The sequence below is a fragment of the Actinoplanes missouriensis 431 genome, assembly GCF_000284295.1.
GTDB lineage: Bacteria > Actinomycetota > Actinomycetes > Mycobacteriales > Micromonosporaceae > Actinoplanes > Actinoplanes missouriensis.
Window position 1 is genome coordinate 1,720,724 of sequence record NC_017093.1, and the last position, 25,070, is coordinate 1,745,793.

At 70.7% G+C, this 25,070-nt stretch carries 24 protein-coding genes and 1 pseudogene; 17 read left to right on the plus strand and 8 right to left on the minus strand.

Annotated features, from left to right (window positions below; all coding sequences use genetic code 11):
- Window positions 1-68: 68 nt before the first annotated feature.
- Window positions 69-887: a lytic transglycosylase domain-containing protein gene (locus tag AMIS_RS08020; protein ID WP_014441710.1), complete on the plus strand. Its 819-nt coding sequence runs from the start codon at window positions 69-71 to the stop codon at window positions 885-887.
- A 184-nt stretch (window positions 888-1,071) separates the two neighbouring features.
- Complete coding sequence (locus AMIS_RS08025) at window positions 1,072-1,494, plus strand: uL11 family ribosomal protein (protein ID WP_014441711.1); 423 nt, start codon at window positions 1,072-1,074, stop codon at window positions 1,492-1,494.
- Window positions 1,495-1,550: 56 nt separating this feature from the next.
- Here the strand turns inward: AMIS_RS08025 and AMIS_RS08030 are convergent, their stop codons facing one another.
- The 3 genes from AMIS_RS08030 to AMIS_RS08040 form a co-directional block, all read right to left on the minus strand.
- Entirely contained in the window at window positions 1,551-2,180 is a 630-nt protein-coding gene (locus tag AMIS_RS08030) for a ClpP family protease (protein WP_014441712.1), read from the minus strand.
- A 239-nt stretch (window positions 2,181-2,419) separates the two neighbouring features.
- Window positions 2,420-2,812, minus strand: a complete 393-nt coding sequence (locus tag AMIS_RS08035) for a roadblock/LC7 domain-containing protein (protein WP_014441713.1) — start codon at window positions 2,810-2,812, stop codon at window positions 2,420-2,422.
- On the minus strand, window positions 2,809-3,150 hold the full coding sequence (locus tag AMIS_RS08040; protein WP_041829618.1) for a hypothetical protein: 342 nt from the start codon (window positions 3,148-3,150) through the stop codon (window positions 2,809-2,811). The genes AMIS_RS08035 and AMIS_RS08040 overlap by 4 nt, the downstream gene beginning before the upstream one ends.
- A 380-nt stretch (window positions 3,151-3,530) precedes the next feature.
- Here AMIS_RS08040 and AMIS_RS08045 point away from each other — a divergent pair, with 380 nt between their 5' ends.
- Together AMIS_RS08045 and AMIS_RS08050 are read left to right on the plus strand one after the other, a co-directional pair.
- Window positions 3,531-4,040, plus strand: coding sequence for a SigE family RNA polymerase sigma factor (locus AMIS_RS08045; RefSeq protein WP_014441715.1), 510 nt, complete (start codon window positions 3,531-3,533; stop codon window positions 4,038-4,040).
- A gap of 11 nt (window positions 4,041-4,051) precedes the next feature.
- Complete coding sequence (locus tag AMIS_RS08050) at window positions 4,052-4,744, plus strand: hypothetical protein (RefSeq protein ID WP_041829619.1); 693 nt, start codon at window positions 4,052-4,054, stop codon at window positions 4,742-4,744.
- Window positions 4,745-4,809: 65 nt separating this feature from the next.
- On the opposite strand, the gene AMIS_RS08055 is transcribed toward AMIS_RS08050, so the two are convergent.
- Together AMIS_RS08055 and AMIS_RS08060 are read right to left on the minus strand one after the other, a co-directional pair.
- Complete coding sequence (locus AMIS_RS08055; RefSeq protein WP_014441717.1) at window positions 4,810-5,406, minus strand: MBL fold metallo-hydrolase; 597 nt, start codon at window positions 5,404-5,406, stop codon at window positions 4,810-4,812.
- Window positions 5,403-6,104, minus strand: a complete 702-nt coding sequence (locus AMIS_RS08060) for a maleylpyruvate isomerase family mycothiol-dependent enzyme (RefSeq protein ID WP_014441718.1) — start codon at window positions 6,102-6,104, stop codon at window positions 5,403-5,405. The genes AMIS_RS08055 and AMIS_RS08060 overlap by 4 nt, the downstream gene beginning before the upstream one ends.
- A 172-nt stretch (window positions 6,105-6,276) precedes the next feature.
- Here AMIS_RS08060 and rsgA point away from each other — a divergent pair, with 172 nt between their 5' ends.
- The 13 genes and pseudogenes from rsgA (at window position 6,277) to AMIS_RS08125 (ending at window position 22,588) form a co-directional block, all read left to right on the plus strand.
- A complete protein-coding gene (gene rsgA / locus AMIS_RS08065; RefSeq protein ID WP_014441719.1) occupies window positions 6,277-7,296 on the plus strand; it encodes a ribosome small subunit-dependent GTPase A in 1,020 nt (339 codons plus the stop codon).
- A 261-nt stretch (window positions 7,297-7,557) separates the two neighbouring features.
- A complete protein-coding gene (locus AMIS_RS08070; RefSeq protein ID WP_231859257.1) occupies window positions 7,558-9,363 on the plus strand; it encodes a glycosyltransferase family protein in 1,806 nt (601 codons plus the stop codon).
- 110 nt (window positions 9,364-9,473) lie between these two features.
- A complete protein-coding gene (gene uvrA, locus AMIS_RS08075; RefSeq protein WP_014441721.1) occupies window positions 9,474-12,416 on the plus strand; it encodes an excinuclease ABC subunit UvrA in 2,943 nt (980 codons plus the stop codon).
- Between the two features lie 172 nt (window positions 12,417-12,588).
- A complete protein-coding gene (locus AMIS_RS08080) occupies window positions 12,589-13,125 on the plus strand; it encodes a Rieske (2Fe-2S) protein (protein ID WP_014441722.1) in 537 nt (178 codons plus the stop codon).
- 100 nt (window positions 13,126-13,225) lie between these two features.
- Window positions 13,226-15,277: pseudogene (gene uvrC / locus AMIS_RS08085) on the plus strand (excinuclease ABC subunit UvrC); the annotation flags it as partial.
- A 177-nt stretch (window positions 15,278-15,454) separates the two neighbouring features.
- Window positions 15,455-16,369: an RNase adapter RapZ gene (rapZ, locus tag AMIS_RS08090; protein WP_014441724.1), complete on the plus strand. Its 915-nt coding sequence runs from the start codon at window positions 15,455-15,457 to the stop codon at window positions 16,367-16,369.
- Window positions 16,366-17,373, plus strand: a complete 1,008-nt coding sequence (locus tag AMIS_RS08095) for a gluconeogenesis factor YvcK family protein (RefSeq protein ID WP_014441725.1) — start codon at window positions 16,366-16,368, stop codon at window positions 17,371-17,373. Before rapZ ends, AMIS_RS08095 begins: the two co-directional genes overlap by 4 nt.
- A 65-nt stretch (window positions 17,374-17,438) precedes the next feature.
- Entirely contained in the window at window positions 17,439-18,419 is a 981-nt protein-coding gene (gene whiA / locus AMIS_RS08100; protein ID WP_014441726.1) for a DNA-binding protein WhiA, read from the plus strand.
- Window positions 18,420-18,699: 280 nt separating this feature from the next.
- A complete protein-coding gene (gap, locus tag AMIS_RS08105) occupies window positions 18,700-19,701 on the plus strand; it encodes a type I glyceraldehyde-3-phosphate dehydrogenase (protein ID WP_014441727.1) in 1,002 nt (333 codons plus the stop codon).
- Between the two features lie 6 nt (window positions 19,702-19,707).
- A complete protein-coding gene (locus AMIS_RS08110; protein ID WP_014441728.1) occupies window positions 19,708-20,904 on the plus strand; it encodes a phosphoglycerate kinase in 1,197 nt (398 codons plus the stop codon).
- The gene (gene tpiA / locus AMIS_RS08115; protein ID WP_041829621.1) at window positions 20,904-21,689 is read left to right on the plus strand and encodes a triose-phosphate isomerase; all 786 of its coding nucleotides are present in this window, start codon (window positions 20,904-20,906) and stop codon (window positions 21,687-21,689) included. Before AMIS_RS08110 ends, tpiA begins: the two co-directional genes overlap by 1 nt.
- A 98-nt stretch (window positions 21,690-21,787) precedes the next feature.
- On the plus strand, window positions 21,788-22,039 hold the full coding sequence (gene secG, locus AMIS_RS08120; protein ID WP_041829622.1) for a preprotein translocase subunit SecG: 252 nt from the start codon (window positions 21,788-21,790) through the stop codon (window positions 22,037-22,039).
- Window positions 22,040-22,246: 207 nt separating this feature from the next.
- A complete protein-coding gene (locus AMIS_RS08125) occupies window positions 22,247-22,588 on the plus strand; it encodes an RNA polymerase-binding protein RbpA (RefSeq protein WP_014441731.1) in 342 nt (113 codons plus the stop codon).
- A gap of 30 nt (window positions 22,589-22,618) precedes the next feature.
- Here the strand turns inward: AMIS_RS08125 and AMIS_RS08130 are convergent, their stop codons facing one another.
- The 3 genes from AMIS_RS08130 to AMIS_RS08140 form a co-directional block, all read right to left on the minus strand.
- Window positions 22,619-23,209 (minus strand): GNAT family N-acetyltransferase, encoded by a 591-nt coding sequence (locus AMIS_RS08130; RefSeq protein WP_014441732.1) that lies wholly within the window; start codon window positions 23,207-23,209, stop codon window positions 22,619-22,621.
- Window positions 23,210-23,235: 26 nt separating this feature from the next.
- Window positions 23,236-23,955 (minus strand): 6-phosphogluconolactonase, encoded by a 720-nt coding sequence (gene pgl / locus AMIS_RS08135; protein ID WP_014441733.1) that lies wholly within the window; start codon window positions 23,953-23,955, stop codon window positions 23,236-23,238.
- Window positions 23,956-24,020: 65 nt separating this feature from the next.
- A complete protein-coding gene (locus tag AMIS_RS08140) occupies window positions 24,021-25,007 on the minus strand; it encodes a glucose-6-phosphate dehydrogenase assembly protein OpcA (RefSeq protein WP_041830613.1) in 987 nt (328 codons plus the stop codon).
- Window positions 25,008-25,070 lie beyond the last annotated feature (63 nt).

Consider the following 25,070-nt stretch of genomic DNA (forward strand, 5'->3'; position numbering starts at 1 on the left):
GGCCTGTGTGAATGGTCGGACAACTGTTAACGTCCATCCTCGATGTCTGTCGGGGGAGGGCTTCATCAATGAACGCGCTGTTACGGACCAGGCTTTTCGCCGGTCTTGTGGTGCTTGTGGTGGCCGGTGGATGCGGTCTGGCGGGCGCCTCCGAGGAGGACAAGGCGGTCGCGCCGATCGCCGCGTCGTCGTCGGCTGCCGAGGTCACCGAGTCGCCGTCCCCGGCGCCCGAGCCGACCGAGGACCTGGTGGTGGAGGAGTCACCGTCCCCCTCGAAGAAGCCGGCCTCGAAGAAGCCGAAGCCGTCCAGGACGTCGGCCACGCCGACCGAGGATCCGAACAACTTCCAGCCGCCGGACTGCGCCGAGTTCGAGGGCAAGGAGGTCTCCAAGGCCAAGGCCAAGGCGGCGTTGAACGCGGCCGCGGCCAAGACGTACTGGCCGACCTCGGCGCCGAAGCTCAAGGTGCCCGCCGACCTGGTCCGGGCCGTGGCATGGCACGAGAGCGGCTGGACGTCGAACATCGTGAACTGCGACGGCGGCTTCGGCCTGATGCAGGTGATGCCGGACACCGAGTCGTTCATCAACCAGCGGTTCGAACAGTCCTACGACTCGCACGCCTACCGGCAGAACGCGGTGATCGGCGCGAACTACCTGGCCTGGCTGACCAAGGCCTTCGGTGATCAGTACTTCAAGGGCAACTACAGCCTGAGCGCCGCGAAGTGCAAGTCGGACAGCTCGCTCTGCCTGCTGAACATGGTCATCGCCGGCTACAACATGGGCCGCGGCTCGGTCGACGAGGGCTACGCGAACAAGGAACTGGTCAACCCGGAGTACGTCAGTGTGGTCCGTCACCTGATGCGTGACTGCTACTGCGACAAGTACTGACCAGCCCGGACGCGAGCTGCCCGAGCTCGCGAGCTACACTTGCTGGAGAACCCGAGACCCCTGCGTTCAGCCGTTTTGACCCTTGAGTCGGAGCAGTAGTAGGGTCTCGGGGTTGTCGTGTGTCGTTGATGCTGGCGAGCTGCGTTTGTCTCGGCCCGCAGCTCACCCTAAGGAGCCTTACCCGATGCCTCCCAAGAAGAAGACCCATGAGGTAACCCTCGCGCTTGAGGCGGGTAACGCCGCGATGGTCGACCTCGGTAAGATGCTCGGCCCGACCGGTGCCAACATGCGCGCTGTCAAGGTCGAGTACGACGAGGCCACTTCGAAGAACCGTGGCGAGATCATCCCGGTCATCGTCTCGGTCTACGAGGACCGCAGCCACACGCTGGCCTACAAGACGCCGCCGACCAGCTTCCTCATCAAGAAGAGCCTCGGTATCCCGTCCGGCGCGGCGAACCCGCTCACCACGACCGTCGGCACGCTCAGCGCCGCCCAGGTCAAGGAGATCGCGGAGCGCAAGCTGCCCGACCTCAACGCGAACGACCTCGACGCCGCCATCCAGATCGTCAAGGGCACTGCCCGGTCGATGGGTGTCAAGGTCGCCTGAAGCGCCTAGGAGAACGGGCCCCGGCTGATGCCGGGGCCCGTTCTTCGTTTTCAGGGTCATCGTGGCTTGGGCGTGATGACCTCGGTGATCAGCCCGTACTCGAGGGCCTCGGTGGCGCTGAGGGTCCGGCCGGTGGAGAGGTCGTCCTCGACCCGGCTGCGGGGCTGGCCGGTCACCTCGGCGAGCCGGACCACGACCTCCTCCAGCTCGCGCAGGTGCTGCCCGGCCGCGGCCGCCACCTCGTCGGCGGTGCCCGTCACGCCGGCGGCGCGGGGTTCAGCCAGTTTGAAGCGGGCATGACGGTACGCCGAGCGCTGGTCCGAGGCGGCGAGAACGGCCAGGACCGCGCCGCCCGCCTCGGAGGTGACGAGCGCCTGCACCGGAGCGGTCAGCGAGTCGATCACGTCGATGATGGAGAGCGCGGCGCTCAGGTCGCCGCCGGAGCTCGCCATGTGCAGGTGGATGGGGTCCGGACCGGCCGAGTCGAGGGTGAGCAGCGCCGCCACGGTCCCGGTCGCCACGTCCGGGGTGAGCTGACCGCGGATCATCACGATCCGCTGGTCGAAGAGGCGCTCCTCGAGCCAGCCGGGCAGGCCGGGGCCCGAGCCGGGCAGGTGCGGAGGTTGCCAGTCGGGCTGCGGGTGCGGCGGGAAACCCCACCGGTTCGGATCATGCCGGTTGTACACCGCTACCTCCAGTGCTCGGGGGTTCCCGTCAGCCTAGCCAGCGAGCGGAGGCATCGATGCCTGTTCCGCTCTTGGCCGAAACCGGGCTGAGAAGGGCCGAACACGAGGCCCGACGTGGGGCCGAGGCGGGCCGGGAACAAGGCCGAAGCGGGCCGAGGCGGGGCGAAGCAGGGGCCGCGGTGGGCCGGAGCGGGGTCGAGCGGCGCCCGCCCGCCGGCTGGGCCGGCGGGCGCCGACTGCTACACGCTGCGGATCTGCAGCAGGCCGGCGAGCCGGGCGGTGACCGGCCGGGCCTCCAGGTGCAGACGGGCGATGTTGAGCCCGCCGTCGCCGATCACGGCCAGCAGCGCCAGGTCGCCGATCGCGTAGACCGACAGGTACCCGTTCTGGTTGTGGATCGTGACGTCGGCGAAGCCGCCCTGGCCGAGGACCGCCCCGGTGGTGCGGCTGATGCCGTGCGCGCCGGCGGCGAGGGCCGCGACGTCGTGCGGCTCCGGGCCGGTCGTGTTGTCGTGCAGGATGAGCAGGCCGTCGACTCCGGCCACCACGCAGGCCAGCACGCCGGGCACCTGGTACCGCAGGCCGGCGAGCTCGGCGTAGACCGGCCGGTAGGGGTCGCCCGGGTGGGTCATACGTCCAGTTCCCGCTCGATCTTGCGCAGCTGGTGGCGAGCCAGGCCGAGGTTGGCGCGGCTCTTGTCCAGCGACACGTAGAGGAAGAACGCCTCGCCGTGGCGCTTGTTCTGCAGCAGGCGGATCAGGTGGTACTGGGTGTCGAGCGTGATCAGGATGTCCTCGATGCCGTCCTGGAGGCCGAGCATCTCCAGGGTGCGGACCTTGGCCCGGATCACGTCGGTGTTGCCGGCCGCGGCGATGTTCATGTCCATCGTCTGGCCGCCGCCGAGCACGCCCAGGGTGAGGCCGCTGGTGTAGTCGACCAGCGCCACACCGATGGCGCCCTCGATTCCCATCGCTTCCTTGAGGGCAGTCTCGATATTCACTGCTGGTGCTCCGTTTCACTTCCGAGAGGGGGACGCCGACATGATCGGCGGAGCCAACCCTTGCACGCGCAATTTGCTCAAACCCTGAACTAATGCCAGGTTCGGCCGAAGGGTGTTGATCTCCGTTCGGTCGACCCCCAGGGGGGTCGACCGAACGTCTCGGAACGCGTCGCGTCGACGGATGGACAGCCGAGACCGATGATCAGAACGGTGTGACCGCCGCCCTCGAACCGCGTCTGCCAGGTCACACACTCACGAGCGTGGTGCGACGCGGCACCGTATCCGGGTTTCGTGCAACCTGCGGCGCACGCGGGTCGTCAAGGAGGCGTGAGAGTGAGAGAGGGGCTCGTGTGAAGATCGAGCGTGACGAGCAATTCCACCGATTCGTGGTGACCCGGCGGGCGGCGCTGGTGCGTACGGCGACACTGCTCACAGCGGGCGACGCGCACCTGGCCGAGGATCTGGTCCAGTCCACGCTGACCAAGCTCTACGTTGCCTGGCCGGCGTTCCAGCGAGCCGACAACCCGGACGGTTACGTGCGGCGGACCCTGGTGAACGCGCTGACCGACGAGCGGCGGCGCTGGTGGCGGCGGCGGGAACGGTCGATGGCCGAGCTTCCCGACCGGCCCGCGGCGGAGATTCCCGGCGGGGACATCTCGGACGTGCTGCGCGCGGCCCTGAAGGAGCTGCCACCACGGATGCGGGCGGCATTGGTGTTCCGCTACTTCTACGACCTCGATGTCGCCGACACCGCCGACGCCCTCGGCTGCTCCGAGGGCACGGTGAAGAGCCAGACCGCCCGGGCCCTCGACCGGCTGCGTGCGGTCCTCGGCCAGAACCCGTCCCTAGTACTGCGCTGACAGGAGTTGTGATGACTGATCTCTACGAAGGGCTCAACCGGCTCGCCGGACCGGGTGCCGAGCCGACCCCCGAGCAGGTCGAGGCCGACCTGGCCCGGGGCCGCACCGCGCTGCGCCGCCGCCGGATCTTCCAGACCGGCGGGGCCTCCACGTTCGCCGTCGCGGCGGTGGCCGCGGCCGTCGCGTTCGCCACCGCCGGGACGCCGGCGACCGGCACCTCACCGCTCGCCGACGGGCCGGCCCCGGCGGTGAGCAGCATCGTGCCCACCAAGCTCGTCGCCTACCAGGGCGAGCAGCCGGAGGCGTTCGAGATCGACCGGGTGCCGGAGGGCTGGGTGCTGCAGAACTCCGACGAGGGCGGCCTGGTCCTGGCGCCGGAGGGGCCGCTCGCCGACCCGTCCACCGGCCCGGCCGGCGCGGCCAACAGCGACCCGCACAGCTTCGTCGGCAAGATCGCCGTGATGCTGCAGGACGCCGGCGCCCCGGCCGACCTGGGCGGCAAGAAGGTCGAGGTGGGCGGCAACCCGGGCGTGCTCACCAAGATGCTCGACCAGACCGACGGCTCGACGCTGTTCCTGAAGGTTCCGGACCGCGGTCACCTGGTGATCCAGGTCTGGGACAACCTCGGCTGGGGCGAGAAGCAGGTGCTCGAGTTCGCGGCCGGCATCCACGTCAACGAGAACGCCGCGAAGAGCGTCGGCTGATCAGCCGGCCGCGGTAGGAGGGGAGACCGGAGCAGTTGAGGTGCCCCGGTCTCCCGGTCTCATGTCTACCAGCCCCGCGCTCGCCACTCCGGCAGCTGCGGGCGCTCGGCCCCCAGCGTCGAGTCCTTGCCGTGCCCCGGATAGAACACCGTGTCGTCGCTGAACCGGTCGAAGATCTTGGCCGTCAGATCGTCCATGATCCGCTCGTGGTCCTCGGGCCGGACCGTCTTCCCGTGACCGCCCGGGAACAGGCTGTCCCCGGTGAACAGGTGCTTTCCCTGGTAGGAGAGCACGATCGAGCCCGGCGTGTGCCCGACGATGTGGATCACGTCGAGGGTGACGCCGCCGACCTGCACCACGTCACCGTCGCGCAGCGTGCCGGTCACGACCGGAATGCCGTCGGCGTCGTCCGCGTGCGCCAGCGAGGCCGCGCCGGTGGCCAGGGCGATCTCCTCCAGCGCCATCCAGTGGTCCTGGTGCCGGTGGGTGGTCACCACCGACCGCAGGCCGCCCGAGCCGATCAGCTCCAGCAGGGTCCCCGCGTCGTTCGCGGCGTCGATCAGAATCCGCTCGCCGCCGTGACTCAACAGGTACGCGTTGTTGTCCATCGGGCCGACCGACACCTGGGTCATGGTGAGGCCGCCGCCGAGATCGCTACTCATTTCCACCTCGCTGGCTGGGGTAGCTCGCCGTCCGGCGAGACGGTCAGGTCGGCGCCGTCGCCCCGGCCGGTCAGCCACGCCGCGAGCGATTTCGTCGGGCCGCCGACCACCGGACCGCTCCCGTCGCCGATCGTCAGCGCGTGCTCCAGGCCGAGCGGGCGCAGCACCATGGCGGGCGTGTCCCGCGGCGGGCTCGCCACGAGCTCCCGCAGCAGCCGCAGGGCGAACGCGTCCGACCACTCCAACGGCGTGTAGTCCCGCCCCAGGTCGACCCGGTGCACCTCGACCTCGCGCAGCCGGGCCCACGGCACCCAGGCCGCCGACTGGCCGATCCCCGGCAGCGGGAAGATCCAGGCCGCGGCCGGCATCGCGGCGGCCGCGTCGGCGAACCGCTCGTGCGCGGCCCGCAGGTCGGTCAGCTGCTCGGCGAGCGGGCGGCGGCAGCCCGCCTCGATGTCCCGGTCGCGGGCCTCGGCACTCGCGTACGCCGGTGTCTCCACCCCGGTACGCGCCCACACCAGCAGGTTCGTCAACGCGTCCGCGTTGCGCGCGAGATGCGTGAGGACGTGCCCGGCGGTCCACCCGGGCAGCGCGGACGGCGCCGCGATCACGCCGTCGTCCCAGCCGTCCGCCTCGCGCAGCAGCGCCTCGGTCGACTCTTCCACGTCGGTCATCAGGACCAGCGGATCCATGGTCACCCGACGACCCTATCGGAAATCGCTTTCGTCCCGGTCACGCTGACCGTACCGTCGGTGCCAGCCGCGTAGATCGATCGAATCCCGGCGGAGGAGGTGAGGAACGTGCACTGGGTCGGCGTCGCGTTTTTTCACCCGGGGGCCTTTGCTACCCCACTACCGTAAAGGGTTCACCATGTCGTACGACCTGTCCCAGCTGGGCTGGGACGAGACTTTCGCATCCGCCTACCGGCCGTTCGACCGCGCCGACGCGCTGCCGGGCCGGGTTCTGCGTGCCGACCGTGGCATCTGCACGGTGCTCACCGCCGACGGTCCGACCCGGGCCAGTCTGGGCGGTGGCGTCCTGATCGAGGGCGCCCGCGACCCGGCCGGCCTGCCCAGTTCCGGTGACTGGGTGGTGCTGCGCCAATGGCCGGACCGGCGCACCACCCTGGAGCTCGTGCTGCCCCGCCGCACCACGCTCATCCGCCGCACCGCCGACAAGGACTCCACCGGGCAGGTCCTGGCGGCCAACATGGACCTGGTGGCGGTCGTCGAACCGATCCATCCCGAGCCCGACGACTCCCGGGTCGAGCGCCTGCTCGCGCTGGCCTGGGAGTCCGGTGCCCGGCCGCTGCTCGTGCTGACCAAATGCGACACCACGCCGGACCCGGCCGCGGTGGCCCGCCAGCTCGCCGAGCTGGCGCCGGGCGTCGCGGTGCTGCCGGTCAGCGTCCGGTCCGGCGCCGGCGTCGGCGATCTGCGCTCCCATGTCGGTCCGGGCCGGACGCTGGCCCTGCTGGGCCGCTCCGGCGCCGGCAAGTCGACCCTGACGAACGCCCTGGCCGGCGCGGCCGTCATGCCGGTGCAGGCGATTCGTGACGCGGACGGCAAGGGCCGGCACACCACCGCGTACCGGAACCTGGTGATGCTGCCCGGCGGCGGTGCGGTGATCGACACCCCGGGCATCCGGGGCGTGGGCCTGCTGGACACGGCGGCCGGCCTGGATCGGGCCTTCGCCGACGTCACCGCGCTGGCCGCCCGTTGCCGGTTCGACGACTGCCGGCACGAGTCGGAGCCCGGCTGCGCGGTGCAGGAGGCGCTCGCCGCCGGGGAGCTGGCGGCCCGCCGGCTGGCGAGCTGGCGCAAGCTCCAGCACGAGGTCGCCGTGGAGAGCGGACGCCGATCGGCCCGGCTGGCGCGCCGCGCCCGATGACGCCGGCCCACGGAGGAAGCCCGGTGCGCCGCGCTCGGTGACGCCCGCCCACGGGGCAGGCCCGGCGCGCCGCGCCCGATGACGTCCGCCCACGGGGCAGGCCCGGCGCGTCGCGCTCGATGACGGCTCGGGCGTGCCCGGGGGTGAGGGCACGCCGGGGCCGGCGGCGGGTCGCGCCGGCGGAAGGGGCCGTCAGGTGTCGGCAGGCACGGGACGCCGCTGCGCCCGTACCCGAAAAAGGGCTCTGGCAGAATTGCCCCGGTGCGTGTGGCAGAAGAGATGACCGAGGAGCCGGTGGCGACCGTGGGGGAGGACCCCGCGCGGGCCGGATCATGGTGGCTCCGGCGGATCGATCTCTGGGTGCCGGCGGCCTTCCTGGCGCTGGCGATCGTGGTGCTGCTGCCGCTCTGGATCGACCCGAACGGGCGGGTGCTGGCCAGCAACGACGATGACCACGGGGTCTTCCTGTTCGTGCTGGCGCACGCCGAGCGGGTGGTGTTCGACGGGGCCGCGCCGTTCTTCACCGACCGGCTGAACGCGCCGGTCGGCGTGAACATGATGGCGAACACGTCGATCCTGGCGCTGAGCCTGCCGCTCGCTCCGGTCACGCACTTCCTCGGCGGTGGCGTGTCGGTCGCCCTGCTGATCACTCTCGGTCTCGCCGGCACCGCCTTCGCCTGGTACTGGGTGCTCTCCCGGCATCTGGTCCACAGCCGGGTCGCGGCGGCGATCGGCGGGGCGTTCTGCGGATTCGCGCCGACCATGGTGTCGCACGCGAACGGCCACGTGAACTTCGTCAACCAGTACCTGGTGCCGTTCATCGTGTGGCAGGTGCTGCGGCTGCGTGAGCCCGGCCGGGTCCGGCGCGGCGGGATCATCCTCGGTCTGCTGATCGTGGCGCAGTGCTTCATCAACGAGGAGACGCTGCTCTTCACGGCGCTCACGCTGGGCGTCTTCGTGGTGGCCTACGGGATCATGCGCCCGGATGTGGTCCGTGCCGTGTGGAAGCGGTTCCTGGGCGGTCTCGGGGTGGCCGCGGCGACCGCCGGAGCGCTGCTCGCCTACCCGCTCTGGTACCAGTTCTTCGCTCCCGGCAACTACCACGGTCAGCCGTTCGAACCGGACATGTACGTCACCGACCTGGCCTCGCTGGTCGGCTTCGCCCGCCAGTCGCTGGCCGGGAACGCCGCCCTGACCAGGGAGATGAGCGTCAGCGCGACCGAGGACAACACGTTCTTCGGCCCGATCGGCTTCGTCATGATCGTGGTGTCGGTGGTGATGCTGTGGCGCTCGGCCGCGGCCCGGGCCGCCGCGATCGCCGGGCTGGTGCTGCTGCTCATGTCGTTCGGTCCGGTGCTGAAGGTCTTCGGCCACGACACCGGGATCCCGCTGCCGTTCGGCCTGATCAGCCACGTGCCGGTGATCGACCTGGTGAGTGTGACGCGGTTCGCGATGGTGCCGGCGACGATCGCCGGGGTGCTGCTCGCGCTGGCCGTCGACAAGATCGGGACATATCCGGCCCGGAGGCGGCGGCTGTTCTGGATCGGCATGGTGCTCGCGCTCGTGCCGCTCATCCCCAAGCCGCTGCCCGTGGTCCAGGGCGACCCGCTGCCGGCGTTCCTCACCGAGGGCACCTACAAGCCGTACGTCACCGGCGGCCGCACCCTGATCACCGTCCCGCTCCCGGAGGTCACGACCGGGCGGACCGGGATGCGCTGGGCGACGCTGATGAACCTCGACTACGCCACGCCGCGCGGATACTTCATGGGTCCCGCCGACCCGCCGGACGATGACACCGGATCGTGGAACGCGCCCCGCCGGTTCACCTCCGACCTGCTGTGGCGGGTCCGGGAGTACGGCCAGGTGCCGGTCCTCACCGACGCCGACCGGGCGCGCATCACCGCGGACCTGGTCTACTGGCGTGCGGGGGTGGTGGTGCTGGTCCCCGGTGGCCGCAACCCGGCCGCGCAGCGTGCGGTGCTGGTGGACGCGCTCGGTGAGCCGCAGCTCGTCGGTGGTGTGGAGATCTGGGACATGAGAGGTCTCCCGGTTCCCCCGAAAGACTGACCGGGAATGTTCGCCATCTGCCAGGCGCTTCAACAGGGTCGCCAGAAAATGTCGTACCCCGCGGCTAGCATGGCTGGCTGACTTCAAACACCTGTACGGAGAGGCTGGCAGTGGCCGACCGACTGACTATTCGTGGCGCGCGCGAGCACAACCTGCGCGACGTCAACCTGGACCTGCCCCGCGACGCCATGATCGTCTTCACCGGGCTGTCCGGCTCGGGCAAGTCGAGCCTCGCCTTCGACACGATCTTCGCGGAGGGGCAGCGGCGTTACGTCGAGTCCCTGTCGTCGTACGCGAGGCAGTTCCTCGGCCAGATGGACAAGCCCGACGTCGATTTCATCGAGGGCCTGTCCCCGGCGGTGTCGATCGACCAGAAATCGACGAACCGCAACCCCCGCTCGACCGTCGGCACGATCACCGAGGTCTACGACTACCTGCGCCTGCTGTTCGCCCGGGCCGGCACGCCGCACTGTCCGGTCTGCGGTGAGCGGATCAGCAAGCAGACCCCGCAGCAGATCGTCGACCGGGTCCTCGCGATGGCGGAGGGCACCAAGTTCATGGTGCTCGCCCCGGTCGTCCGCGGCCGCAAGGGTGAATATGTCGACCTCTTCGCCGAGCTGCAGGCCAAGGGTTACGCGCGCGCCCGCGTCGACGGCACGGTGTATCCGCTGACCGAGCCGCCGAAGCTGAAGAAGCAGGAGAAACACACCATCGAGGTGGTGGTCGACCGGCTCAGCGTCAAGGCGTCGAGCAAGCAGCGGCTCACCGACTCGGTGGAGGCGGCGCTCGGCCTGGCCGGCGGCATCGTCCTGCTCGACTTCGTCGACCTGGCGGAGGACGACCCGGAGCGGGAGCGGCGCTTCTCCGAGCACCTGGCCTGCCCGAACGACCATCCTCTCGCGATCGAGGACCTGGAACCGCGGGTCTTCTCCTTCAACGCGCCCTACGGCGCCTGTCCCGAGTGCACCGGCCTCGGGACCAAGAAGGAGGTCGACCCCGAGCTGATCATCCCGGACGAGGAGGCCACCCTCCGGGGCGGCGCGATCCAGCCGTGGTCCGGCGGCACCACCCAGGAGTATTTCCTGCGCCTGCTGGAGGCCCTCGCCACCGCGGAGAACTTCAGCGTCGACACACCCTGGCGGGCGCTCTCCAGCCGGGTGCAGAAAACCATCCTGTACGGGGCGGAGGACCAGGTCCACGTCCGTTACCGGAACAAGTACGGTCGCGAGCGCTCCTACTACACCGGTTTCGAGGGCGTGATCCAGTGGATCGAGCGGCGCCACAACGACACCGAGAGCGACTGGTCGCGCGAGAAGTACGAGGGGTACATGCGCGACGTGCCCTGCAAGGTCTGCGGTGGCGCCCGGCTCAAGCCCGAGGTGCTCGCGGTGACCGTGGCCGGCAAGAGCATCGCCGAGGTCTGCAACCTCTCGGTCGGTGAGTGCGCCGAGCTGCTGGCCGGGCTGGAGCTCGACGACCGGCAGAAGATGATCGCCGAGCGGGTGCTCAAGGAGATCAACGCCCGGCTGCGGTTCCTGGTCGACGTCGGCCTGGACTACCTCTCGCTGGACCGCGGCGCCGGCACGCTCTCCGGCGGCGAGGCGCAGCGTATCCGGCTCGCCACCCAGATCGGCTCCGGCCTGGTCGGCGTGCTCTACGTGCTGGACGAACCGTCGATCGGCCTGCACCAGCGGGACAACCACCGGCTGATCGAGACGCTGGTCCGGCTGCGCAACCTGGGCAACACGCTGATCGTGGTGGAGCACGACGAGGACACCATCCGGACCGCCGACTGGATCGTCGACATCGGTCCGGGCGCCGGCGAGCACGGCGGCGAGATCGTGCACAGCGGCACGGTCGAGGGCCTGCTGGCGAACGAGAAATCGCCCACCGGGGCCTACCTGTCGGGCCGCAAGAGCATCCCGGTCCCGGCCGGCCGCCGCCCGCAGACGCCCGGTCGTGAGGTGGTCGTGCACGGCGCCCGCGAGCACAACCTGCGCAACCTGACGGTCCCGTTCCCGCTCGGCCAGTTCATCGCGGTCACCGGGGTGAGCGGCTCGGGCAAGTCGACGCTTGTCAACGACATCCTGCACACCGTGATGGCGAACCAGATCAACCGGGCGCGCCAGGTGCCGGGCCGGCACACCAAGGTCACCGGCCTGGAGAACGTGGACAAGGTCGTCGGCGTCGACCAGTCGCCGATCGGCCGGACCCCGCGCTCCAACCCGGCCACCTACACCGGCGTCTTCGACCACGTGCGCAAGCTCTTCGCCGAGACCGCGGAGGCGAAGGTCCGGGGGTACGGTCCGGGCCGCTTCTCGTTCAACGTGAAGGGCGGCCGCTGCGAGAACTGTTCCGGTGACGGCACGATCAAGATCGAGATGAACTTCCTGCCGGACGTCTACGTCCCGTGCGAGGTGTGCAAGGGCGCTCGGTACAACCGGGAGACCCTCGAGGTGCACTACAAGGGGAAGACCATCTCCGAGGTCCTGGAGATGCCGATCGAGGAGGCCGCGGAGTTCTTCTCGGCGCTGCCGGCGATCCACCGCCACCTGCGCACCCTGGTCGACGTCGGCCTGGGTTACGTGCGGCTCGGCCAGCCCGCCACGACGCTCTCCGGCGGCGAGGCGCAGCGCGTGAAACTCGCCTCCGAGCTGCAGAAACGCTCCACCGGGCGGACCGTCTATGTGCTCGACGAGCCGACCACCGGCCTGCACTTCGAGGACATCCGCAAGCTGCTGCTCGTGCTCAACGGCCTGGTCGACAAGGGCAACACGGTGATCACGATCGAGCACAACCTGGACGTCATCAAGACCGCCGACTGGCTGATCGACATGGGTCCGGAAGGCGGCAGCAAGGGCGGCGTCGTGGTCGCGACCGGCACACCGGAGGAGGTCGCCGAGGTGGCGGAGAGTCACACCGGGCAGTTCCTGCGGCAGGTCCTCAGCCTCTCCGGGAAAGCGGCCGGTTCCAAGGCGGCCACCAGCCGGGCGGCGAAGGCCAACGCCGTGCCGGCGGCCGGGCGTAAGACCCGCGCCAAGGCGACTGTTTAGGGATTTCTTAGACACCTCTCAGGGAAGCCGCCGGGTCGGGGAACTACTCTCGGCCGGGCGGCGCTGAGGGCGTGAATTCGGCGATGGCAATGAACTGATCAATAGCCCGGCCGCGTACCTAGGGGCGACTCCGCGTGATTGCCGAGCGGAAACCAGTACTGGAGGGCTACACATGACCGACGTGCAGACGAGGACCGAGGCCGAGACCACGCACCAGTGCGCGAGCACGGGCACGACCTCGACGCGGCGCTGCATCCTGGTCGGCGCCGGGGCGCTCGGTGCCACCGCGGTCCTGGCTGCCTGCGGCACCGACGGCACCGGCACCAACCCCAACGGCTCCGACTTCGACGCCAACCCGGCCCCGGCCGGGAGCACCGCGGCGGGCGCCGAGGGCGGCGGCGACAGCGGTGACACCGGCGGCGGCGCGGAGGTCCTGGTGGCGGCCTCCAAGGTGACCGTCGGCGGCGGTGTGATCACCGACAAGCTGGTCGTCACCCAGCCGACCGAGGGCACCTTCAAGGCGTTCAGCAAGGTCTGCACCCACCAGGGGTGCGAGGTCAGCGAGATCAAGGACGGGCAGATCATCTGCCGCTGCCACAACAGCTTCTTCTCGGTCAAGGACGGCGCTCCGACGTCGGGCCCGGCGCAGCAGCCGCTCGCCGAGACCAAGGTGGAGCTGGACGGCGACAACGTGGTCGTCTCGGCCTGATTCCGGGCCCTGGGCACAGGCCGGAGATCCGGCGCCGTGGCGGCGGCACCGGACCTCCGGTCGGGCAATTCTGTCAGTCCCAGGCACTACTGTTGGAGTTGTGCCAGACCCGTCCACTTATCGCCCGGCTCCGGGTACCATCCCGGACTCCCCGGGCGTCTACCGTTTCCGTGACCCGGCCGGCCGGGTGATCTATGTCGGCAAGGCGAAAAGCCTGCGTAACCGGCTCAACTCCTACTTCGCCGACGTCTGGTCGCTGCACGCGCGCACCCAGCAGATGGTCACCACCGCCGGCAGTGTGGATTGGGTCACGGTCGGCACCGAGGTCGAGGCGCTGCAGCTCGAGTTCTCCTGGATCAAGGAGTTCGACCCCCGCTTCAACGTGAAGTACCGGGACGACAAGTCGTACCCGTTTCTCGCCGTCACCCTGGACGAGGAGTTCCCCCGCCTGCAGGTCATGCGCGGGGCCAAGCGCAAGGGCGTGCGCTATTTCGGGCCGTACTCGCATGCCTGGGCCATCCGCGAGACGCTCGACCTGCTGCTGCGGGTCTTCCCGGCGCGGACCTGCTCGACCGGTGTCTTCAAACGGCACGGTCAGATCGGCCGGCCCTGCCTGCTGGGTTACATCGGCAAGTGCTCGGCCCCGTGCGTCGGCCAGGTCGACGCCGAGCAGCACCGCGCCATCGTGGACGACTTCTGCGACTTCATGGCGGGCCGCACCGACGCGTTCGTCAAACGGCTCGAGCGCGACATGATGCAGGCCTCCGAGGAGTTGGAGTTCGAGCGGGCGGCCCGGCTGCGCGACGACATCGCGGCTCTGCGCCGCGCCATGGAGAAACAGACGGTGGTGCTCGGCGACGGCACCGACGCCGACGTGGTCGCCTTCGCCGAGGACCCCCTGGAAGCGGCGGTGATGGTTTTCCATGTCCGCGACGGCCGGGTCCGTGGCCAGCGCGGCTGGGTGGTGGAGAAGGTCGAGGACCTCACCACCGGCGACCTGGTCCACCACTTCTGCACCCAGATGTACGGTGAGTCCTCCGGCGAGACCGACGTGCCCCGTGAGCTGCTCGTCCCGGCCCTGCCGGACGACGCGGACGCGCTCGCCGACTGGCTGACCGCCCGCCGCGGCAGCCGGGCCAGCCTGCGCGTGCCGCAGCGCGGTGACAAGAAATCGCTGATGGAGACCGTGGCGCGCAACGCGGCCGAGTCGCTGCAGCGGCACAAGCTGCGCCGGGCCGGCGACCTGACCACCCGTAACAAGGCGCTCGAGGAGATCGCCGAGGCGCTCGGGATGGACACCGTCCCGCTGCGCATCGAGTGCTTCGACGTGTCGCAGATCCAGGGCACCGACGTGGTCGCCTCGATGGTCGTCTTCGAGGACGGCCTGCCCCGCAAGAGTGAGTACCGGCGGTTCGCGGTCCGTGGCGCCACCGACGACCTGTCCGCGATGAGCGAGGTGCTGCGGCGGCGGTTCGCCCGGTTCAAGGCGGTTCCCGGCGCCGACGCGCCGCGCGACCAGCCGGAGTCGGACGTCGCCGACGACGCGGCGGACGCGAAACTGCACGGGCTCGAGCCGGAGGAGTCCGAGCCGCTGCCAGGCATCGATCCGCTGACCGGCAAGGCGCGCCGCTTCGCGTACCCTCCGCAGCTCGTCGTCGTGGACGGCGGCCAGCCGCAGGTGAACGCGGTGGCCGCGGTCTTCTCCGAGCTGGGCATCACCGACGTGGCACTCTGCGGCCTGGCGAAACGGCTGGAGGAGGTCTGGGTGCCCGGCGACGACTTCCCGGTCATCCTTCCGCGTACGTCGGAGTCGCTCTACCTGCTGCAGCGGGTCCGCGACGAGGCGCACCGCTTCGCGATCACGTTCCACCGGCAGCGCCGGTCGAAACGGATGACGGCGTCCGCGCTGGACGACATCGCCGGGCTGGGCGAGGTGCGGCGCAAGGCGTTGCTGCGGCACTTCGGGTCGTTGAAACGCCTGGCCGCGGCGACCCCGGAGGAGGTCGCCGAGGTGCCGGGCATCGGGCGGCGCACGGCGGAGACGGTGCTGGCGGCCCTCAATCCGGCGGCGACCCCGGCGGCCACCCCGGCGATCCCGGCGGTGACCCCGGCGATCCCGGCGGCCGACCCGGTGGTCATCCCGGACGCCCCGGCGGCCGACTCGGTAGCCGAACCGGCGGCCGACCCGGATCGGTAGCGGACAGGCTGTCCGGCGGTCGGCCCGGTAGGTGTCGGCCTAGGATGTTGTGTCCGCTTGGTTGTGGTGCGAGGCGCCCGGGCGAGGCGCTCAGGTGAGCGGCCGCCGCGGCGCTCGGCCGGGCGGAAATCGATGCAGGAACCGGCGCGGGAGGCGTGCGTGGACGAGATAGTGGAACCCGATGAGGCCGGTACCGACCTGGTGGTGGTCACCGGACTCTCCGGCGGTGGGCGCAGCACGGTGGCCCGCGCGCTGGAGAACGTCGGCTTCTACGTGGTCGACAACCTGCCGCAGGCCCTGATGCTGGAGATGGCGGAGCTGGCGTTCGCGGCCGGTGGCGCGGCCCGCCGTACCGCGATGGTGCTGGACGTCCGCAGCCGCGCGTTCTCCACCGACCTGGCCGGCGCGGTCCGTGAGCTCAAGGAGCGCGGCTTCTCGCCGCGCGTGGTGTTCGTGGACGCCGACGACGAGGTGCTGATCCGGCGGTTCGAGTCGGTGCGGCGCTCGCACCCGCTGCAGGGCGACGGGCGGCTCGCCGACGGGATCGCGGCCGAGCGCAAGCTGCTCGAGGAGGCCCGCGACCAGGCCGACGTGATCATCGATACCAGTCACCTGAACGTGAACCAGCTGCGCCGCCGGGTCGAGGAGCTGTTCAGCGGCGACGACTCGCGCCGGCTGCGGATCACGGTGCTGTCGTTCGGTTTCAAGTACGGCCTGCCGCCCGACGCCGACTACGTGCTGGACGCCCGGTTCCTGCCGAACCCGTTCTGGGTCCCCGAGCTGCGTGAGCACACCGGCCTGGAGGAGGGCGTGAGCAGTTACGTCCTGGGCCAGGAGGGCGCCGGCGAGTTCGTCGGGACGTACGCCGGGCTGATCGCGGCGACCGCGCCGGGCTTCGAGCGCGAGGGCAAGCGGTACCTGACCGTCGCCATCGGCTGCACCGGCGGCAAGCACCGCAGCGTCGCGATCGCCGAGGAGCTCACCGCGCGGCTGAACGGGATGCGTCTTTCCGCCCATACCTCGCACCGCGATCTGGGGCGCGAGTGACGGGGGCGACTCCGACCCGGGTGGTGGCGTTCGGCGGCGGGCACGGCTTGAGCGCCTCGCTGCGGGCGCTGCGGCGCTGTGCCCGGGACCTGGAGCTGGACATCACGGCGATAGTGACCGTGGGTGACGACGGCGGGTCCAGCGGCCGCCTGCGGGCAGAACGCGACGCGCTGCTGCCGCCGGGCGACCTGCGCCAGGCGCTCGCCGCGCTGGCCGACGACCACCCGACCACGCGGCGCACGGCGAGCCTGATGCAGCACCGGTTCGCCGCGATGCCGGCGCAGCGGCGGACGCCGGATGCCGAGCGGCGCGCCGACCGGTCGCCGGACGGCCTGGCCGGGCACGCCGTGGGCAACCTGCTGCTGCTCGGACTGATCGAGATGCTCGGCGACCCGGTGCTGGCCCTGGACCACGCCGCCCAGATGGTCGGCGCGCGCGGCCGGGTGCTGCCGATGGCGCTGCACGCGGTGGGCATCGAGGCGGACATGGTGGGACCGGCGGGCGAGGCGGTGACCGTGCGTGGTCAGCACGCGGTCGCGGTGGCGGACGGCCGGGTGACCGCGCTGCGGCTCCATCCGGCGAACCCGCCGGCCTGTCCGGAGGCGCTCGCCGCGGTCCGCGAGGCCGACTGGCTGATCTTCGGGCCGGGCTCCTGGTACACCAGCGTGCTGCCGCACCTGCTGGTCCCGGACCTGGCCGCGGCGATCGTGGCGAGCCCGGCCCGCCGGCTGGTCACGCTCAACCTCAGCGCGGACAAGGAGACGTCCGGGCTGTCCACCGCTGATCACCTCGCCGCGCTGCACTGGTACCTCCCCGAGCTCCGGGTCGACGCGGTGCTGGCGGACGCCAAGTGGGCGGGGGAACCGGAACCGGTCCGGGCCGCCGCGCAGGCGCTCGGAGCGGAGCTGGTCCTGGCCCCCGTCGCCGTTGCGGACGGCAGCCCACGGCATGATCCTGAGTCGTTGGGTGTTGCACTGGTGCCAGTATTGGGCTCCGCTCGTTAGTTACTGGCGTAGTGCGACACACACTGAGGCTCAGTTCAAGATCCGGCGCATGAGGTGACGAGACGATGGCGATGACGGCAGCGGTCAAGGACGAGCTGAGCCGGGTCGACGTGCCCAAGCCCTGCTGCCGGCGGGCCGAGATGGCGGCCCTGTTGCGGTTCGCCGGCGGCCTGCACATCGTGTCCGGGCGGGTCGTGGTCGAGGCCGAGCTGGACACCGGCGCGGTCGCGCGGCGCCTGCGGCGGGAGATCGCGGACGTGTACGGCTACCCGAGCGAGGTGCACGTGCTGGCCTCCGGCGGCCTGCGCAAGGGCAGCCACTACATCGTGCGGATCGTCAAGGACGGCGAGGTGCTGGCCCGGCAGACCGGTCTGCTGGACGTCCGCGGGCGTCCGGTGCGCGGCCTGCCGCAGCACGTGGTGAACGGCAACGTCTGCTGCTCGGTGGCGGCGTGGCGGGGCGCGTTCATGGCGCACGGCTCGCTCACCGAGCCGGGCCGCTCCAGCGCCCTGGAGATCACCTGCCCGGGCCCGGAGGCGGCGCTCGCCCTGCGCGGCGCGGCCCGGCGGATCGGGATCACCGCGAAGGAGCGCGAGGTCCGCGGGGTGGACCGTGTGGTGATCAAGGACGGCGACGCGATCGCGGCTCTGCTCACCCGGATCGGCGCGCACTCCAGCGTGCTGGCCTGGGAGGAGCGCCGGGTCCGGCGCGAGGTGCGCGCCACCGCGAACCGGCTGGCGAACTTCGACGACGCGAACCTGCGCCGGTCCGCGCGGGCGGCGGTCGCGGCCGCGGCCCGGGTCACCCGCGCCCTGGAGATCCTCGCCGACGACGCGCCGAACCACCTGACCTCGGCCGGCCGGCTGCGGCTGGAGCACCGGCAGGCCTCGCTGGAGGAGCTCGGCGCGCTCGCCGACCCGCCGCTGACCAAGGACGCGATCGCCGGTCGGATCCGGCGGCTGCTCGCGCTCGCTGACAAGCGTGCCCGTGATCTCGGCATTCCGGACACCGAAGCGGCCGTGACCCCGGAGATGATGGCCTGCTAGTGACTTTCGGCCCTCCGCGCGGGGTCCCGATTTAGATAACGTTCAGGTCGCGGCCCCGCTGCGTCACGAGTACCCGCCCTCGGATAGGGTCACTGGCGACGGCGACGGTGCCGGCAGTTCGGCCGAACCCCCGCTGTGACGTCGCCGACTCAGGTCGCGGCGCTCCACGCTTCTTCGGGCGCGGCGGCCGGGCGCCCTTGGACCGCAGCCCGCCACATGGCGGGCGTGCAGACCCTCCGCCGGTCGCAGAACCCGGCGGACCGAAACGAGGAGACCACCTGTGACCATCCGGGTTGGCATCAACGGCTTCGGCCGTATCGGTCGTAACTTCTTCCGGGCGGTTCTCGCGTCCGGCGCCGACATCGAGATCGTCGGCGTCAACGACCTGACCGACAACGCCACTCTCGCCCACCTGCTGAAGTACGACAGCATCCTGGGTCGTCTGGGCCACGAGGTGAAGGCGTCCGCCGACGAGATCACCGTCGGTGGCAAGTCGTTCAAGGCGTTCGCCGAGCGCGACCCGAACAACCTGCCGTGGGGCGACCTGGGCGCGGACGTCGTCATCGAGTCGACCGGCTTCTTCACCGACGCCACCAAGGCGAAGGCGCACATCGACAAGGGCGCCAAGAAGGTCATCATCTCGGCTCCGGCCAAGAACGAGGACATCACCATCGTCATGGGTGTCAACGACAACCTGTACGACGGTGCGAAGCACACGGTCATCTCGAACGCGTCCTGCACCACCAACTGCCTCGCCCCGATGGCGAAGGTCCTGAACGACACGATCGGGATCGAAAAGGGTCTGATGACCACGATCCACGCGTACACCCAGGACCAGAACCTGCAGGACGGCCCGCACAAGGACCTGCGTCGCGCCCGCGCCGCCGCTCTGAACATCGTGCCGACCTCGACCGGCGCCGCCAAGGCCGTCAGCCTGGTGCTGCCGGAGCTCAAGGGCAAGCTGGACGGCTTCGCGCTGCGGGTGCCGATCCCCACCGGCTCGGCCACCGACCTGACCTTCACCGCCGCCCGTGACACCACGGTCGAGGAGGTCAACGCCGCGATCAAGGCTGCCGCCGAGGGCCCGCTCAAGGGCATCCTGGTCTACACCGAGGACGACATCGTGTCGGCCGACATCGTGACCGACCCGGCGTCCTGCATCTTCGACGCCGGCCTCACCAAGGTCATCGGTGGCAACCAGGTCAAGGTCGTCGGCTGGTACGACAACGAGTGGGGCTACTCGAACCGCCTCGTCGACCTGGTCAAGCTGGTCGGGGCCTGATCTACCTTGAAGACTCTCGACGACTTGCTCGGCGAGGGTGTCTCGGGTCGGCGCGTCCTGGTGCGCGCCGACCTGAACGTCCCGTTCGACAAGAACAACCCGGGAGTTATCAGCGACGACGGCCGCGCCCGCGCGGTGCTGCCGACGCTGATCGCTCTGCGTGACGCGGGCGCCCGCGTCATCGTCATGTCGCACCTGGGCCGCCCGAAGGGCGAGCCGGACCCCAAGTTCACCCTCGCGCCGGTGGCCACGCGACTGGGCGAGCTGCTCGGCTCGCCGGTGGCCTTCGCCGAGGACACCGTCGGCGCCTCCGCTTCGGCCGCTGCCGAGGCTCTCGCCGACGGGCAGGTCCTCCTCCTGGAGAACCTGCGGTTCAACAAGGGCGAGACCTCGAAGGACGACGCCGAGCGCGGCGCCTTCGCCGACGAGCTGGCGAAGCTCGCGGACTTCTACGTCGATGACGCCTTCGGTGCGGTGCACCGCAAGCACGCGTCGGTGTACGACGTCGCCGCCCGTCTCCCGCACTACGCCGGCGGTCTCGTCCTCACCGAGGTCGACGTCCTCAAGAAGGTGTCGGAGAGCCCGGAGCAGCCCTACGTCGTCGTCCTCGGCGGCTCCAAGGTCTCCGACAAGCTCGCCGTCATCCAGGCGCTGCTGCCGAAGGTGGACAAGCTGCTCGTCGGTGGCGGCATGTGCTTCACCTTCCTCAAGGCCCAGGGGTACGAGGTGGGCAAGTCCCTCCTCGAGGACGAGATGGTCTCCGTCTGTGCCGACTTGCTGGCACAGGCCGACGGCCGGATCGTCCTGCCCGTCGACGTCGTCGCGGCCACCGAGTTCTCAGCGGATGCCACGCACGATGTCGTCGATGCCTCGGCCATCCCGGCCGACCGCCTCGGTCTCGACATCGGCCCTCGCTCGACGGCGCTGTTCGCCGACGCGATTGCCGGCGCCAAGACGGTCTTCTGGAACGGCCCGATGGGCGTCTTCGAGCTCGCCCCGTTCGCCGCCGGCACCCGCGGCGTCGCCGAGGCGATCACCAAGATCGACGGCTTCTCGGTCGTCGGCGGCGGTGACTCGGCCGCGGCGGTGCGCACCCTCGGCCTGGACGAGTCGGCGTTCGGCCACATCTCCACCGGCGGGGGCGCGTCCCTGGAGTACCTCGAAGGCAAGACGCTGCCGGGCGTCGCCGCACTGGAGAAGTGATGACGACCCGTAAGCCGATCATTGCCGGCAACTGGAAGATGAACCTCAACCACTTCGAGGCCATCCTCCTGGTCCGCAAGCTGGCCGAGCACCTGAACGCCGCGCAGCTCGACGCCGTCGAGACCGTGGTGCTGCCGCCCTTCACCGACCTGCGCAGCGTGCAGGCCGCGGTCGAGGACGACAAGCTGAACATCAAGTTCGGCGCTCAGGACGTCTCGCAGCACGTGTCCGGCGCGTACACCGGGGAGATCTCCGGCGGCATGCTGGCGAAGCTGGGCTGCTCCTACGTGGTGATCGGGCACTCCGAGCGCCGCGAGTACCACAACGAGACCGACGAGCTGATCAACGCGAAGATCAAGGCGGCCTTCGCGGCCGGCCTCACCCCGATCTTCTGCGTCGGCGAGGGTCTTTCGGTACGCGAGGAGTCCGCGCACGTGGGCCACTGCACGGCGCAGGTCGACGCGGGCCTGGACGGGCTCAAGGAAGACCAGATCAAGCAGATCGTCATCGCGTACGAGCCGGTCTGGGCGATCGGCACCGGCAAGACCGCGACGCCGGACGACGCTCAGGAGGTCTGCGGCGCGATCCGTGCGCGGCTCGCCGAGAAGTTCGGCGCCGACGTGGCCGACGCGGTCCGCATCCAGTACGGCGGCTCGGTCAAAGCAGGCAACATCGCCTCGATCATGGCGCAGCCGGACGTGGACGGCGCTCTGGTCGGCGGCGCGGCCCTGGACGCCGAGGGCTTCGCCTCGATCGTGCGCTTCCCGGAGCACGTGGCACGCTGACAGTCAGGAACAACGTGCGTGCCCGGCCGTAACAAACGGCCGGGCACCCGCTATTGTGGGACGGCTTGCTGTGCCCTTCGAGAGGAATGATCCCGACCATGCCGATCGCGTTCGCTTACACGTTGATCGTGTTGCTGATCATCACCAGCATTCTGCTGACCCTGCTGATCCTGCTGCACCGCGGCAAGGGCGGCGGCATGTCGAGCATGTTCGGTGGCGGCGTGACCTCGAGCCTGGCCGGTTCCTCGGTCGCCGAGAAGAACCTGGACCGGTACACCGTGCTGGTGGGCATCATCTGGTTCGCCTGCATCGTCGGGCTCGGCTTCTGGCTCAAGCTTCAGCTGGCATGACAGCACACGGGGCGCTGGCTTCCTGACTCGCGCCTTCAGTCGTACAATCTGCCGCGCGGCCGGTTTTTCCGGCCGCGCGGTTTTTTGTCCTCGCCGTCCGTTTTTCATCTGTTTGTTTCGGGTGATCTCTGTTTGCCTTGAGCGATCTCGAAACAAGACCCCCGCAGGGACGGCTCTCAGAGGCCCCTCGAGACAGGAGTGACGTCCGTGTCCAGTGGCAGCGCTATCCGCGGCAGCCGGGTCGGGTCCAGCCCGATGCGGCCCGACGAGCGCACCGAACCAGCACCGCGCCGGCAGATCACGTATTTCTGCGCGGCCGGTCACGACAGCCAGATCTGGTTCGCGGCCGAGGCCGCGACACCGGAGACGTGGGACTGCCCGCGCTGCGGGCAGCCGGCCGGCCTCGACGGGGCGAACCCGCCGGGCCGCTCGCGCGTCGAGCCGTACAAGTCGCATCTCGCGTATGTGAAGGAGCGCCGCAGCGAGGAGGACGCTCAGGCGATCCTCGCCGAGGCGCTCGCCAAGCTCCGCCAGCGACGCGGAGAGTGATCCTCGAGCCGGCCGCACGGGGGCGGCCGGCTACATAGCGGTGTCCCTGCCCAGGAAGAGGGCGCCGGTGTCCTGGGTCGGGATGTCGTGGAAGCCGAGCCGCTGGTAGAACGCGTAGGCGCCGTGGTTCTCCGGCGCCATGCCGAGGTGCACCCGCGGCACGCCCGCCGCGCGCAGGCCCGCCAGGAACGCCGCCATCAGGCCCCGGCCCAGCCCCTTGCCCTGCGCCTCGGGCAGCAGGTCGATGTGCAGGTGAGCAGGGTAACCGGCGAGCTCCGGCAGCAGCATCCGCTCCGGGTCGTGGTGCAGGCCGAGCATCACCTCGTCGCGCGGATCCCCGGCGGGCATCCGGTCCGCGGTGGCCGGCAGCCACTCGGTGCGGTACCACTCGACGAACGCGGGAGTGTCGGCCGTGCCCAGCACGTAGCCGACCACGTTGCCCTCCCCGTCGTCGACCACGTGCGCGTGCTGCGGCTCGTGCACCACGTAGGGCACCGCCCAGATGTCCCCGAGCAGACGGTCCGAGCTGTACAGTCCACGCGCGTCCTGGCCGGCCGCGCCGGTGCGGACACAGATGTCGTAGATCGATTCGAGGTCACTGGCCCGGTAACTGCGGATCATCACCGGGCCAGTGTAGGAACGCCGTCCTAGCGGATCTCGGCGGCCGCCGCGCGGTCCAGCAACCAGAGCGTCCGGCGTACGCCGGTAGCACTCGCCGCCGGCAGATGAGCGCCCGCGTGGACGGCCCCGATCGGCTTCGCCTTGTCCGGCCCGGCCGCGATGAGCCACACCTCGTCGGCGCTCTGGATCGTCGACAGCGTCAGCGTGACCCGGGTGGGCGGCGGCTTCGGGCTGTCGAAGACCGCCGCGGCCGACCCCTCCGCCTGCAGACCCGGGTGCCCGGGGAAGAGCGACGCCACGTGGCCGTCTTCGCCGACGCCGAGCATCAGCACGTCGAACCGGGGGAGAGGGCTGCCGAGCTCGTCGATGTACCGCGCGGCGGCCCCGATGGCGTCGTCGCCGTCCGGGCCGTCGGACGCCGGCATGGCGTGCACCCGGGACGGGTCCAGCGGCAGCTTGTCCAGCAGGGCCTCGCGGGCCTGCGTCTCGTTGCGGTCCGGGTCACCGGACGGCAGGAACCGCTCGTCGCCCCACCACAGGTCCACCCGGGACCAGTCGATGGCGGCCGACGCGGGCAGCTCGCGGACCGCGTGCAGCACCTTCGCGGCGACCCGGCCGCCGGTCAGCACCACGCTCGCCGTGCCGTGCACCGCCTGCGCGTCGATGATTTTGATGGCGAGCCGTGCCGCCACCGTCGACGCCAGGATGTCGGCGTCCGGCACCACCACGACCACGGTCTCACTCAATGGGGTCTCCTCGTTGAAAGGCCGCCCGCCGCGAGTGCGGCGAGCGGCCCGGTCGATCTGGGTGATCAGGCGGCGGCGCTTGCGGCCCGAGCCGCCAGCGCCGGGTCCTTCCAGACGTGGACGCGCATCGGATTGCGCTTGTCCAGGTCGGGAACCCCGGCCATGGCGCCCAGCGCGTCCGCGTAGATCTGGTCGGCGTCGAGCCGGCGCAGCTCCTCGGCGAGCTCGTCGCCGACCGGCCGCTTCGGCAGCGGCATGTACCGGTCCTCCTGGCCGGTCCGGCTGAACAGCGCCGTGCCCTCCTCGCGGGTGACCCGGACGAAGTCGCCGTTCGCGCACTGCAGCTCCACCGAGTGCATCCGGGGCGCCCGGTCGGTGTGCTCCAGCACCGGCTCGATGCCGAGGCGGGACTTGAGCCAGCCCAGCATCAGCCAGGCCGTCGGGTCGTGCTGCGGCGCGACGATCCGGGCACCGGTGACCCGCGCCTCGGCGGTGTCGAACGCGCCGGCCACCAGGGTGCGCCAGAGCGTGATCCGGGTCCAGGTCAGGTCGGTGTCGCCGGGCGCGTAGTCGATCGCCCGCTGGCGCAGCGCCGCCACCGGGTCGGGCGCCTGCGCGCTGTCGGTGATCCGCCGGTCGGCGACCACGCCCAGGAAGTCGTTGGCGATCATGTTCGGCGGCTCCTCGTGCCACCAGCTGACCACCGGGACGTCCGGGGCGAGCAGCGGCATCACGACCGACTCGGCGTGCAGCGCGAGACGGCCGTACATCCGCATGACGACCGCCTCGGCCGGGCCGAGACGCCCGCCCACGACGATCTCCGCGTCCAGGCGGCTGCGGCCCTCCAGGTCGGAGCGGACCACGATGAGCAGCCGGCACGGGTGCGCGGCCGCCGCGATGGTGGCCGCCGCCTCCGCCTCGCGGACCTTCTTCTCCTCGACCACCGAGATCAGGGTGAGCGCCAGTCCGGAGGCGACGCCGCCGGCGCTGCGCCGCTCGGCGGCCAGGGCCTTGACGACCTCGTTGCCGGTGGTGTCCCAAAGGCCGATCATGCTCGCCTCCACGCCCGGCCCTCGCGGGCCACCATCTCGTCCCTGTCGTCGAGGAGGTCCCCA

Coding starts and splice junctions, on each gene's coding strand:
- AMIS_RS08020 (WP_014441710.1), top strand. CDS start 69: ATGAACGCGCTGTTACGGACCAGGCTTTTCGCCGGTCTTGTGGTGCTT.
- AMIS_RS08025 (WP_014441711.1), top strand. CDS start 1,072: ATGCCTCCCAAGAAGAAGACCCATGAGGTAACCCTCGCGCTTGAGGCG.
- AMIS_RS08035 (WP_014441713.1), bottom strand. CDS start 2,812: ATGACCCACCCGGGCGACCCCTACCGGCCGGTCTACGCCGAGCTCGCC.
- AMIS_RS08040 (WP_041829618.1), bottom strand. CDS start 3,150: ATGGGAATCGAGGGCGCCATCGGTGTGGCGCTGGTCGACTACACCAGC.
- AMIS_RS08050 (WP_041829619.1), top strand. CDS start 4,052: ATGACTGATCTCTACGAAGGGCTCAACCGGCTCGCCGGACCGGGTGCC.
- AMIS_RS08055 (WP_014441717.1), bottom strand. CDS start 5,406: ATGAGTAGCGATCTCGGCGGCGGCCTCACCATGACCCAGGTGTCGGTC.
- rsgA (WP_014441719.1), top strand. CDS start 6,277: ATGTCGTACGACCTGTCCCAGCTGGGCTGGGACGAGACTTTCGCATCC.
- AMIS_RS08080 (WP_014441722.1), top strand. CDS start 12,589: ATGACCGACGTGCAGACGAGGACCGAGGCCGAGACCACGCACCAGTGC.
- rapZ (WP_014441724.1), top strand. CDS start 15,455: ATGCAGGAACCGGCGCGGGAGGCGTGCGTGGACGAGATAGTGGAACCC.
- whiA (WP_014441726.1), top strand. CDS start 17,439: ATGGCGATGACGGCAGCGGTCAAGGACGAGCTGAGCCGGGTCGACGTG.
- tpiA (WP_041829621.1), top strand. CDS start 20,904: ATGACGACCCGTAAGCCGATCATTGCCGGCAACTGGAAGATGAACCTC.
- secG (WP_041829622.1), top strand. CDS start 21,788: ATGCCGATCGCGTTCGCTTACACGTTGATCGTGTTGCTGATCATCACC.
- AMIS_RS08130 (WP_014441732.1), bottom strand. CDS start 23,209: ATGATCCGCAGTTACCGGGCCAGTGACCTCGAATCGATCTACGACATC.
- AMIS_RS08140 (WP_041830613.1), bottom strand. CDS start 25,007: ATGATCGGCCTTTGGGACACCACCGGCAACGAGGTCGTCAAGGCCCTG.